Origin of the sequence: Pseudorhizobium marinum (genome assembly GCF_000705355.1) — a bacterium.
Classification (GTDB): Bacteria; Pseudomonadota; Alphaproteobacteria; order Rhizobiales; family Rhizobiaceae; genus Neorhizobium; species Neorhizobium pelagicum.
Genome location: NZ_JMQK01000011.1, coordinates 76,075 through 89,117, shown reverse-complemented (window position 1 = coordinate 89,117; position 13,043 = coordinate 76,075). Strand labels below are relative to the sequence as shown.

4 protein-coding genes and 2 pseudogenes are annotated in these 13,043 nt (G+C 63.6%); 4 read left to right on the top strand and 2 right to left on the bottom strand.

All coding sequences use genetic code 11. The features are described 5' to 3' along the window. Positions 1-7: 7 nt before the first annotated feature. Positions 8-6,532, bottom strand: a complete 6,525-nt coding sequence (locus EO99_RS0114625; RefSeq protein ID WP_081852080.1) for a type I polyketide synthase — start codon at positions 6,530-6,532, stop codon at positions 8-10. 223 nt (positions 6,533-6,755) lie between these two features. Between EO99_RS0114625 and EO99_RS28770 the strand changes: the two are divergent. From EO99_RS28770 to EO99_RS26675, 4 genes and pseudogenes are all read left to right on the top strand, one after another. Then, positions 6,756-7,271, top strand: a pseudogene (locus EO99_RS28770) (formyltransferase family protein); the annotation flags it as partial. 105 nt (positions 7,272-7,376) lie between these two features. Continuing rightward, a pseudogene (locus EO99_RS28765) lies at positions 7,377-9,071 on the top strand (AMP-binding protein); the annotation flags it as partial. Positions 9,072-9,098: 27 nt separating this feature from the next. Continuing rightward, a complete protein-coding gene (locus EO99_RS28760) occupies positions 9,099-11,453 on the top strand; it encodes a MupA/Atu3671 family FMN-dependent luciferase-like monooxygenase (protein WP_456238897.1) in 2,355 nt (784 codons plus the stop codon). Between the two features lie 2 nt (positions 11,454-11,455). Next, positions 11,456-12,199, top strand: coding sequence for a 4'-phosphopantetheinyl transferase family protein (locus EO99_RS26675; protein WP_077067078.1), 744 nt, complete (start codon positions 11,456-11,458; stop codon positions 12,197-12,199). On the opposite strand, the gene EO99_RS0114610 is transcribed toward EO99_RS26675, so the two are convergent. After that, on the bottom strand, positions 12,113-12,970 hold the full coding sequence (locus EO99_RS0114610; protein ID WP_235776826.1) for a WecB/TagA/CpsF family glycosyltransferase: 858 nt from the start codon (positions 12,968-12,970) through the stop codon (positions 12,113-12,115). The two genes, EO99_RS26675 and EO99_RS0114610, sit on opposite strands and share 87 nt — an antisense overlap. Positions 12,971-13,043 lie beyond the last annotated feature (73 nt).

The window sequence follows — 13,043 nt, the reverse complement described above, 5'->3', positions numbered from 1 at the left end:
CCCGCCGTCAGGCAAGAGTCTCCAGCGCCCGCTCGGTTCGCTGTTCCGGTGGTGCCGTCGTTTTCGGCAGCAGGGATGCGTCGTCGCCAGTGTGTTCATGCGCGTCGGTACGCAGTTTCGGTCGCAGCCGCTCGGCGAGGACCCGCACGAACGGATCCAGGAGCATGCTGTCGTGATCACCGGGGACCTCCACGACCGCCAGATCGGCGACATGAGAGCCCCAGCCGTTGTCATGAAGCAGGATGTGGCGGTTCTCCGCCAGGCAGCGTCCCCCCGACAGACGATAGAAGACGGCCGGCCGTGGCCGATACAACGTCACCGCGCCATGGTAGGGTTTGACCACATAGGCTTGCGCGGCAGCGCGAAACGCCAGTTCGATACGAACATTGTTAAATCCCTCTGACGCCTCGCCACCGGCAGTCGCCATTCGCTTCCTTTGCCGCTCCTGCCTGCTGTTGTGCCGATCGCGATGCCATTTGCGCAGGTAGCCGGCCCGATGGCGGCCCAGATCCTGGCTCTTCATCACCAGCTTGTCAGCCAGCGACAAGCCCGGCTGCCGCGGCAAGGGGGTATCGATCAAGGCCAGGTGGGCGACTGTCTCGCCCGCGGCGACCAACTGCTGGGCAATCTCCATGGCGGTGATCCCCCCACCGGAATAGCCCGCCAGCAGATAGGGCCCTTCGGGCTGGATCCGGCGCATCTCCTCTATGCAGGCAAATGCCATGTCCTCAAACCGTCTATGCGGCTCATGATCACCGAAAAGCCCCCTCGCCTGCAGACCGAAGACGGGGCGATCCTTGCCGATTGCCATTGCCAGATGCCGAAGGTTGAGGACGTTTCCGAACATGCCCGCGCAGATGAACAAGGGTTGCGCCGGCGACGATGGGCCTGGGCTCATCGCCACCAGATGGATGGGCTGCGCGGCAGGGGGCGCGGCAGTGGGTTGGCTGCCAACCGCCTGCGCAGCCGGTTTGGCGGGCGCGCCTGCAGTGACACCGATGCGTTCGGCACATTCAGCAACCGTCGGCGCTTCAAACAACACCGACATCGGCAGGTCTACTCCCCACTGCGATCTTATCATCCGAAACAAGCGCACCGCGATCAGCGAATGGCCGCCAAGGTCAAAGAAATTGTCATCAACGCCGACACGTTCCACCCCCAGCAGTGATTGCCAAAAGCCCGCAAGGGTCTCTTCGACGGCAGAGCGTGGCGCCACATAGGCGCTGACCAGGTCGGGCCGTTCGAAACTCGCACCTGCTTGAGAGACGGCGCCGGCAGGTGGTTCGTCGACAAACTGCGAGAGTGCCTGAAGCTCTATCGAACTGACGATCATTTCACTGTAGGGAAGCGCAAGCACCCGCTCCAGTGCCTGCAGCCCCTCGCGGGGAGAGATCCCGTTCTTGACCTGCGTCTCAAGTCTCAGCATTGCCGGCGAGCGATGCGCTGCAGCAGCAGTCGCTGCGGGTCTGGTTTCATCCATTTGCTGCACGGCATCGCGCGTGCGACACATCGTCAGACGGCTGACCTCCACCAGCACGTTTCCCTGAGGATCAGCGATCGTGATGTCGAAGGACGAAAACCCCTCCTCGAGCTCCTGAAGCGCGCTGGGCCGCACCCAGCTCACCACCTTTGCCGGCAGTGGTGCGTGCAAATCCACTCCGCCATAGCCGACGGGCACCCAAAGCGCGCGGCTTTCACCATAGTGCGCACTCAGTTCGAGGGCAAAGCCAGTGGCGATGTCGAACAAGGCCGGATGAATTCGATACTGCCCCAGATCCTCCAGGAACTCGTCGGCGAGGACAAGATCGGCGATCGCCTCGTCTGATCCGAAGGCTACGGCGCGCAACACGTCCCAACGCCGCCCAAAGCGCAGATGGCGATCCTGGACCGAGGCAAGCCCTGCGCCATCGGGTGCGGTACGGCGTCTGTCGCAACGGCTGCGAATGAGGTCCAAGTCGAGAGCCGACCGTCGGCGCGGCTGCAACGTTTCGAGCAAGGCGTGTGCATGGACGATTTCCTGGCCATCCCGATGTTCCGGATGTTTGGAGGTGACAGAGACCTGGACGCCCGCCCCCCGCTGCTCGAGGCGTAGCCTGACCACCCGTGGCTGGCCGTCTTCCACCGCCATGGGCCGGATGAAGGCCAGGTCCCGCAGATGCACCTGTGGCCCCAGCCCGCATTCGATCGCAGCCTGCACGAGCATCTCCACGTAGCCGGTTCCGGGAAAGACCGCGGCGCCTGAAGAAATGCGATGCTCATCAAGCACCCAGTGCGTGTTGGTGGCAATCGTCGCTTCCAGGAACGGCAAGCCGCCGTCATCCATCCAGCGCGTCAGCAAAGGGCCATGCGCGGAGCGAGAGGATAGTTCCACCGTGCGGCCCGCACCGACGGCACGCGCGGCAAGCCCGACCTCGTTCCAAACGCCCCAATGGACGGCGATCACGCGTCGCTCGCCTCTGGCGGCGCTACAGGCATAGGCATTGAGATAGGCATTGGCCGCTACGTAGTCGACCTGGCCTGCGCGGGGGACGTCGGTGCTTGTCGAGGAGAACAGGATCAAAAAGTCGAGCGGAACGCTCGCCAGCACGGCGCCGAGCACGCGGGCACCCGTCACCTTCGGCGCCAGGACACGCTGCATGCCCTCCAATGTCTTCGATGTCAGCAATCCGTCGTCCAGGGCACCGGCGCAATGGAACACACCGTCCAGCCCCCCAAAGTGCTGGCTGGCCGCGGTGACCGCAGCCGACATCTGCTCGAAATCAGTGACATCGGCGCGGATGTGAAGGACCTCGGCGCCGGCCTCCTCCAGCCTGCCGATAGCGGCGATGGCGCGCCGGACAGCCGCCTCGCCCCACCCCTGACCAAGCCTCTGCCACTCCTGGGCCGGCGGGAGGGTCAGGCGCGAGACGAGCACCAGACGGGCAGCGTATTTGGCGGCCAGTTCGCCTGCAAGCGCCAGGCCGACCTCGCTGAAGCCGCCGGCAAAGAGATAGACGCCGTGACGGCGAAATCCCTTCGCGGGATCGACAACGGAGGGAAGCAGGTGAGGCAGGCTGGTCTGCAGCCAGCGCCGGCCCTGTCGCAGCGCGACGATTTCACAGGCCGGTGGTGCAAGCAGTTCCTCCCAAAGATCGTTTGCCAGGGCGTGCTGTTCCTGCCGCTGTGCGTGGCTGGTCCCGCCCCTGGCGCGCCATCGCCGCGGCGCGGCGACGTCAGCGGCGCCTGCCGGATCGACATCCACCAGCCGCACCGACAGCCGCGGCTGTTCCTTCGGCAACACCCGAACAGGGCCCAGGACAAGCGCCTTGTCCGGGCATACCGGATCCGACTCATCGACCTGCAGGATGCCACGGCTGACCACCGTGGCCGCAAGCTCCTCGTCAGGTGCCAGTTCCGCCCAGCTCTGGCCGAGCAATGCCAGGCTCTCGAACCCCCACTCCTGGAACTGGTGGACGCTGCTTGACCCCTCGCGCAGGCGCGGCCTGCGGTCGGCCAGCCACATGTGGACGAGGCACGAGGGCAAGAGGCCGTTGTTTTGCAGGTCGGCCACCAAAGCCTGGTAGCCGGATGCACCCATCTCGGGGCACAGCAGGTAGGTCTGCGCGTCACGACGAACGAAACTGTCGCCGCGCGTTACGGTCACAACACGGTGGCCGTTGGCGCGAAGGCGATCGACCAGCGTTTGTCCAAGCCCCTCGTCGTCCAGAAAGAACAGCCAGGTCCTGGGGTCAGTCTCTGCGCCAAGGGCGTAACCGACCACGCTGCGCTGGAAGCCGGGACGATATCCCCATCTGGCAATATCGGCTTCCTTGCTGATCGAAGGTGCCTGGCCCGAGCCGGCCGCTGGCCTGCTGGCTTCGATGAAGTACCGCTTGTGCTGGAATGCGTAGCTCGGCAGCGTCACCATTCTGGCCCCCGTCCGGGCGACCCATTTTCTCAAGTTCACGGGCAGGCCAGCGCAATAGGCGCGCCCCAGCGCCATCACCAGATGGCAGTGATCATCGGCATTGTCTTCCCCGTGTGGCAGGCTGTTGATGATCTGCTGGGGTCCAATCGCGCCATGGACCTTGGCAAGTGACGAGAGCACCCGGCCCGGACCGACCTCAATGTAAACACGCGCGCGATCCTGTGCCAGGGTTGTCAGGCCGTCGGCAAAACGCACGGTGTGGCGCAGATGCCGGCTCCAGTAACCTGGATCCATCGCCTCGTCATCGGTGAGCGTGACGCCGGTGAGATTGGAGACGATCGGAATGGCAGGTGCGCGTAATGCAATCGTTGCCACGAATGTCTCGAACCGGTGCAAGAGCTTGTCGAGCAGACGCGAGTGAGCCGCAATGCGAATGGCGACCGGTCTTGCGTCGACATCCCGGTCGTTGAGCATCTGGCGGAAGGTGTCGAGCGCTGCATCGTGACCCGAGACGACACACAGTCCCGGCGCATTGACGCATGCCAGATCAAGGGTTGGCGGAAGGATCGCCTTGACGGCCTGTTCGTCGAGCGGCACGCTGAGCATCCCGCTTGGTTCCACCGTTTCAAAGAGTTCGCCCCGCAGGCGCACCAGCCGCACGGCATCGCGGAATTCCATCACCCCCGCCAGACACGCAGCCGCATATTCTCCCATCGAATGGCCGATCAGCGCCGCCGGCTCGACGCCCAGGCGCTGCCACAGGCGCGCCAGAGCAACCTCCACAATCAAGATGGCGGGCAGCTGGATCGCCGGCCGCAGGAAGCATTCCTGGGCGTGCGGTGTCTTCGGGCTGAACCAGATGGAGCGTATCTCCTCGCCCAGCTGAGGATCCAGGGCAGACAGGCCCTCTTCGACGCAGTGACGAAATTCCTCGTCCTCGTCAAAGAGTGTCGCGGCCATACCAGGATATTGGACGCCGCCGCCGGGAAACATGAAGACGGCACCCGGAGCCGGCGCGATCTGCGTTTGCACGGCGCCGCGCTCTTGCGGCTTGGCCAGGGCCTCCAGTGCCTCCTGTCGATGCCGCACCGTCAGGACGAGGCTTTGCTCGAACCGGCCGCGCCCGTCAAAGAGGGTTTTGGCGACATCCTGAAGCGCCAGGTCGTCATGGCGTTCAAGCCAGTCCTTAAGCCGTGTCGCGCCAGCGTCGAGGGCGGCTCGATTGCGCGCCGACAGCAGCAGCAGAAGCGGATCGCCATGCGCGCCGGCCTGGTCCATCTGAAGGGCATCGGCAACATAGGGAACCGGCGCCTCCTCGAGGATGACGTGCGCATTGGTCCCGCCAACCCCGAGCGAGTTGACCGCCGCGCGCCGCGGCCCCGGCGTCTTCGGCCACGGCGTCAGGCGGGCGCAGACCTTGAAGGGTGTCTTGTCAAAGTCGATCGACGGATTGGGCCGCTCGAAACCAAGCGTCGGCGGGATTTCGCCGTGCTTGACTGCCAGCGTCGCCTTGATCAAGCCGACGACGCCAGCGGCCGTATCGAGATGGCCGATGTTGGATTTTGCCGAACCGACATAGCAATAGCCGGTCCGCGCTGTGGTTTTCCGGAAGGCTTGCGTCAAGGCTTCGATTTCGATCGGATCACCCAGGGGCGTGCCGGTGCCATGGCACTCGACGTACTGGATCGTGTCGGCTGCAATATCGCCAACCGATTGCGCTTCGACGATCGCTTCGGCCTGGCCGCTGACGCTTGGGGCGAGATAGCCGGCTTTGCTGCTTCCGTCGTTGTTGATGGCGGTACTCTTGATGACGGCGTGGATGATATTGCCGTCGCTGAGCGCATCGGCCAGGCGGCGCAAGACGACCACACCGGTTCCGCTTCCAAACACAGTGCCGGCGGCGCGGTGATCGAACGGCCGGCAGCGCCCGTCTGGCGAAAGGATCTCGCCTGCCTGGTAGAGATAGCCGCGTCGATGCGGGAACTCGATCGTGCTGCCGCCCGCCAGGGCCCAGTCGCATTCGCCACTGAGCAAACTTTGTGCCGCAGAGTGAACGGCGACCAGCGAGGTCGAGCAGGCCGTCTGAATGTTGATGCTCGGACCGCGCAGATCGAACAGGTAGGAGGCCCGTGTGGCCAGGAAATCCTTGTCATTGCCGGTATGACGCAGGAGAAACAGGCCTACCTGATCGACCAGCTGGCGATTGCTGCAGATGTTGAAGTAGAAGTAGGAGCCCATGCCGCACCCGGCAAATACGCCCACCGGCTCCGGCTTTCCGTTCGGGATCCTGCCGGCGTTCTCCAGCGCCTCCCACGCACATTCGAGGAATTGCCGGTGCTGCGGATCCATGATCGCCGCCTCCTTCGGGCTCAACCCGAAGAACTCGGCGTCGAACATGTCCATGCCGGCAAGATCGGCAGCGCGCGCCACGTAGTTTGGTTGCGACAGGCGATCAGGGTCTTCGCCTGCCGCCAGCAGTTCCTCCTGTGACAGGTCGCGGATCGACTCCACTCCGTGTCTCAAATTGCTCCAGAACTGCTCCAGATCGGCAGCACCGGGGACCCTGACGGCCATGCCGACGATGGCAATATCGTTGGCGGCGACAGAATGTCTTCCATCCAGCATTTCCATTCCCCCAAATTTGCACGCTCCGCCTTTGGTGGCAGCGGGTGACATGATCTGTGCGCAGGCCGCCATGGGCGCGCAGTGACCCCCGCTCATTTGTCGTCAGCGCCCACGGTGGCGCAATTACGCCTTTCGGAGCGCCTATCACCCGAAGGGAGGGGGCGAAGCCACATCTTGATGCGTCCCGGGTGAGCCCGCCTCCACCGCATGGCTACCTGCGTGCATGTTGATCTTTGCTGCCCGCGTGGCTTGTATCTGTTTGGTGCAAAAGGGGCGAAAGGGGATCACCATGGGCAATTTTTCCGCCGTGTTGGTAGGAGACGGGCTGTTGCTGGCCGACTGTGGTGAGCGACTGCTGGGCCGAGGGCATGCCATCGGCCTTGTGGCGACAGACAATCCGCAGATCGCAACCTGGGCGGCATCTCGCGACCTCCCGACCCGGCCCTTCGAGGAGCTTGAGGCGGCGCTGAAGGACCTGCCGTTCGACTGGCTGTTCAGCATCGCAAACCTCAGACTCTTGCCCCCGACGGTTCTGGCGCGGGCAAGCAGGGGTGCCATCAACTTTCACGATGCCCTGCTGCCCGAACTGGCCGGCCTCAATACGCCGGCCTGGGCCATCATCGAAGGACGGCGCATCCACGGCGTCACATGGCATGCGATGACCGCCGAGGTTGACCAGGGACCCATCTTTCTGCGCCGGTCCTTCGACATTGCCTCCGATGAAACGGCTCTTACCCTCAACAGCAAATGCTTTGCTGCCGGGATCGAGAGCTTTGGCGAGCTTCTCGACAGGATCGAGAGCGGCGATCTGAGCGCCGAGACCGAGGCAGCAGTGCCCAAGCGCATGTACCGGCGCAGCAGCCGGCCGCCGGCAGCAGCAACGCTCGATTTCGGCCAGTCCGCAGCGACGCTGGACCACTTGGTGCGCGGACTCGAGTTTGGCCCTGGCTACATGAACCCGTTGCTGACGCCAAAGATCCGCCATTCCTCAGGGCTCTATCAGGTGAGCGCATTGACCGTCGCCGACCAGCCGGCCGAGGCAGAGCCGGGGACGGTTCTTTCGGTATTCGGTGATCGCGTCACCATCGCGACGATCGACCGCAGCGTGACCGTATCGGCGCAGCGGCGGGTCGGCGGCGACCTCGTACCGCTTGCCGCCGCCGTCCAGACCGGCGAACGGCTGCCGTTCTGGACCGCACCGCAATCCGAAGCACTGACCGATGCCGTTGCGGCGCTCGCACCGCACGAACCGGGTTTCGTTTCCGCGCTACGGCACAGAATCGACGCCGGCCTGCCGGAGACGGTGGCGTTCGATCCCGGCCAGGAGCCGGTTCTGGGCATCTTGCCATTGACTGCCTGCGATGGCTTGGCCCGCAGCCATCGGATCGGCCTGATCTGTTCCTTTGTCGGGCGTCTGGCAGATCAGGAGGAGTTTGATCTGGCCTTCAGCCATGACAGACTTTCCCATCTCTCGGCTGTCTGGCCGGGCTATTTTTCGCCGTCAGTGCCGCTGCGCGTTAGTCTCAGCGCTGCTGCCACCCCGCAGCAGGTGATTGATGCCACGGAAAGACAATTGCGCACGCTCGACCGGCGCCTGACCTATCTTGAAGACGTGCCAGATCGTTATCCCGGAATTGCCTCGACGCCTCTCAGCTTTGGTATTGTCGATGCCCGGATTCCGCCCCTGGCGCAACCGCTTGCAGGCTGTGTCGTAACCTTCCGGATTGGCGCGAGCAACTGCGAGTTCGTCTACGACCGAAACCGGCTCGAGGATTATCGCGCCCGCGCCATCGTGCGACGCCTCGAGCACTTCGCTGCGGCTTTTTCCGACACTCAGCGCAGCCTGGCCGATCTTCCGATGATGAGCGACAAGGAACGCAACACGCTGCTATACACATGGAACAAGACCGCCAAGGATTATCCCTCGGATGTCTGCGTCCATCACCTGATTGAACGCCAAGCCGTTGCCACTGCAGATGCAGAAGCCGTCTACAGTGCCGGCGAAAGCCTCTCCTACCGGGCGCTGGATGAGCGGGCAGAGGCCTTGGCCGCTGCACTCATCGCACGCGGCGTGGGGGCCGAAACCATTGTCGGCCTCCACCTTAAGCGGTCGGTGGATCTGGTGGTGGCGGCGCTGGCCGTCTGGAAGGCCGGCGGAGCTTACCTGCCGCTGGACCCGGATTTCCCGCAGGACCGCCTCGCCTTCATGATCGACGACAGCAAGGCCGGACTGGTCATCTGCAATCGGGAGCTGGCATCTTCTGCCGTCTTGTCGGGTGCCGATGTGCTTGTTCTCGACGACGTGGCATCAGGCACTGCATCGGTGCCCCCCGGGCGCAAGCGGGCGGCGCCCGAAAATCTAGCTTATGTGATCTACACATCCGGCTCCACCGGCAAGCCGAAGGGCGTCATGGTCGAGCACCGCAATGTCGTGAATTTCTTTGCCGGAATGGACGAGCGGGTGGCGGTTTTGCCGGATCGCCAGAACGTGTGGCTGGCGGTCACGAGCCTCTCCTTCGATATCTCGGTCCTTGAGCTGTTTTGGACACTCTCGCGCGGCTTCAAGGTGGTCCTGCATACGCCGGAGATCGCTCGGGCCAGGGCGAGCGTGCGCGCAGCAGACGCCAGCCAGCCCCAGCAGGCGCTGTCCTTCGGCCTTTTCTACTGGGGCAACGACGCCGCGGCCGGATCGAACAAGTACCGGCTGCTCATCGAAGGCGCCAAGTTCGCAGACGCCAACGGCTTTGATGCTGTGTGGACGCCGGAACGGCATTTTCACGCCTTCGGCGGACCTTTTCCGAACCCGTCGGTCAGTGGTGCGGCCGTGGCGGCTGTCACGACGAACATTTCGATCCGAGCTGGCAGCTGCGTGCTGCCGCTCCATCATCCCATCCGGGTCGTCGAAGAATGGGCCATGGTCGACAATCTGAGCAATGGCAGAGTGGGGCTTGCGTTCGCATCCGGCTGGATGCCTGAGGATTTTGTGCTGCGGCCGCAAAACGCACCGCCCAACAACAAGGAAAGCCTGCACAGAGACATGGAGCTGGTCCGGCAATTGTGGCGGGGCGAGAGCGTCGCCTTCGATATGGGGGGCGGCAAGCCAGTTGACGTGGTCACGCAGCCGCGGCCTGTGCAAAAAGACCTGCCGGTGTGGCTGACAACGGCGGGAAACCCGCAAAGCTACCGTGACGCGGCCAGCGCCGGCGCCCACGTGCTGACCCATCTGCTCGGCCAGTCAATCGAGGAGCTCGCCGAGAAGATCAAGATCTATCGTCAGGAGCTGGAAAATACCGGGAAAGATCCGTCCAGGTTCAAGGTAACGCTGATGCTGCATACCCTGATCGGTGAGGATCGCGAGCTGGTGCGCGAACAGGCGCGGGGCCCGCTGAAGGCCTATTTGCAGAGCGCCGCGGCCCTGATCAAGCAGTACGCCTGGGCCTTTCCCGCTTTCCGCAAGCCTGTCGGGACGGGTGAGGCTGTCGACCTTGATCTGAGCAAACTGGCAGCCGATGAGATGGACGCCATTCTTGATTTTGCCTTCCAGCGCTATTTTGACGACAGCGGCCTGTTTGGAACTGTCTCCGACGCTCTCGAGCGGCTGACACAGGTCAGGGCGGCAGGGGTTGACGAGATCGCCTGCCTGATTGATTGGGGCCTTCCTGAGGCCGTGGTTCTCGATGGGCTGGTCCCCTTGGCCGCAGTTGTCAAACGCACCCACGACCTCGCAGGCTCCGGCCATGGTGACCGTTTCGCCGACGAGGTGGTCCGCCACCAGGTGACGCACCTCCAGTCGACCCCCTCGATGATGCGCGCCTTCATGATGTCCGAGGAGGACCGCACTGCCCTTCGACAGATCCGCCATATCCTGCTGGGTGGGGAGGCCTTGCCTGGTGCGCTGGTGGCCGCATTGAAGCGGACGACGGCGGCAACCATCGAAAACATGTATGGGCCGACCGAGACCACCATCTGGTCGTCTTCATGCGAAGCCGTTCCTACAACCGGCGTTGTGCCGATTGGACGGCCGATCGCCAATACTCAGCTATACGTTCTCGACGGCAAGCTCCGGCCCGTGCCAACGGGCGACGCCGGCGAACTGTTCATCGGCGGCGATGGTGTCGCGCGCGGTTACCTCAACCGCCCGGATCTTACCCAGGCCCGCTTTTTGGATAATCCGTTCGCGCCAGGTCGCATCTACCGTACGGGAGATCTTGTTCGCTTCGACGAGACCGGCCTGCTCCACTTTCTCGGCCGCAACGACCAGCAGGTCAAGATTCGCGGCCATCGGATTGAGCTTGGTGAGATCGAAACCTGTATCGCGGAGTTCCCCGGCGTTGCGGAAGCTGTGGTCGTTGCCCGAAAGGATCACGCGGCGGAGGCGAGGCTGGTTGCCTACATCCGAACCGATGGCAAGGCCGTGTGTGACGACGCGTTGCGGCAACATCTTCAGCAATCGCTGCCTGATGCCATGGTTCCGGCCGACATCGTCCAGCTTGCCGCTTTCCCGCTGACCCCCAACGCGAAGGTCGATCGCAACCGTCTCCCGACGCCTCACCCAAGCCGAAGTCCGTCGAAGAGCCCGGCCTTCGTTGGTCCTGTCGGCGACATCGAGGAGGTTTTGAGTGCCGTCTTCGCGCGCACATTGGGATGCGAGCGTGTCGGGCGGACGGAGAACTTCTTCTCCCTTGGCGGCCATTCGCTGCTTGCCGTCCAGATGCATCGTGAGCTGAAGGCCTCGTTTGCACCCGGCTTGACGATCACCGACCTGTTCCGCTTTCCAACCGTGGCAACACTTGCTGCCCACATCGGCGGGCAAGACACCGCACACGAAAGCCTCGACAAAGCGGCCGACCGAGCAGCGTTGCGGCGGCAGGCACTTCAGCAACGCCAAGCGCGGACGGCCCGCGCGGATGCCCTGGTGTGAGCATGCTGCTGCATGGCCTGTTGCCGGGCTCGGTGGCAATCGCACAGGTGGAACTTTCAGCACCGATGCAGCCATTGTTTGCTGCAGAACGGGCCTCCTTGAAGGGGGCATATGCGCGCCGGTGGCGCGAGTTTGCAGCCGGTCGCACCTGCGCCCGCCGCGCCCTTGCCAGGCTTGGGCAGCCGCCCGTCGCCATACCCGCAAGCGATGATCGTACCCCGTTGTGGCCGAACGGCTACATCGGCTGCATCAGTCACAGCCCGGAAAAATGCGTTGCGGCCGTAGCTGCCAGGAGTGGCGCCGTTGCCGCAATTGGCGTCGACATCGAGCGCAGTGATGCCGTCAGTCCGGATCTGGCACAGGAGATACTGGACAGAGAGGAACAGTTGTGGCTGTCGCTGCAGCCACAGGCCAGGCGGACGACCGTCCTCACCGCGCTCTTCAGTGCCAAGGAATGCATCTTCAAATGCCAGTTTCCCATCAGTCACAGAATGTTCGGTTTTGAGGCCCTGACCGTCACACTCGCACTTGAGGACGGATGGTTTGCGGGACGCTTCAACGAAAACGTCGCCCCGTTTCGCGCCGGCGACTACCTCGGCGGCAAGATTGCCTTGGCGGAGGGACATGTCGTCACGGCAATGACGCTGCCTGCGATCGGCTCAACGAGCATGGTGCGCACGATGGGCGATTTCGCGCGAGAACAATGCCAGCAGCGGCACGACACCATAGCAGTACCGTCGCCATAGCCGGCGTGGATCGCTCAGCATTCGATGCAACCATTCCAGCCCAAGGCTGCGCATCCATCGTGGTGCGCGCCGCTTTGTCCCCACCAGGAACTCCAGGGATGCGCCAACGCACAAGCCGATGCCGCGGGCGTGCGGATGACGCAACAGACGGTGGGCGAGGATGTCGGACTGCGGCGAGCCAATGGCCAGGAACACGAAGCGCGCCTGTGCCTGCACCACGAAGTCTACACAATCCTGCATGGCCTGCGCGTCGTCGAGCACGCTCATCGGTGGAACGAGAGCACGGAAATCCACGTCGGGGTAGGATGCGCGCAGCCGCGCCACGACATCGTGATTGGGGGCGATCATGCAGATCCTGTCGCCCTTGCCGATCACCTGGCGAAACAACGCCTGCGTCAGGTCGGAACCGGTGACGAGCGGCAGCTTGAATGAAAGAAGACGGGCAAGCGCGCATATGGGCCTGCTATCACAGACGCTGAGCCAGGCATCGCGCACGCATTGCTGCAAGACCTCGTCGCTCTTCAGTCTCACGACGTAGTCGACGTTTGGCGTGACGATATAGCGAAAGGACGCCACTGGCGCACTGTCGCGTAGCATGGCGAGCACTGTCGATTGCGACTTCAGGTCGAAGGGCGCGCCCAGGAACATGCGCCGAGGTTTGACCGCCACGCTTGCAGCGGAGATCGACATTTCAATCGCGACCATGACCTTTTCCTCCATGCCCGGCGCGACAGGCGTCGATTGACGTCCTGCTTTGCGCAGCGCTTCCAACCCCCTGATTTCCCGAATATTTTTACACCCGGCGACAGCGGGCTCAATTCACCCAGACAGCAGCAAATGGGAG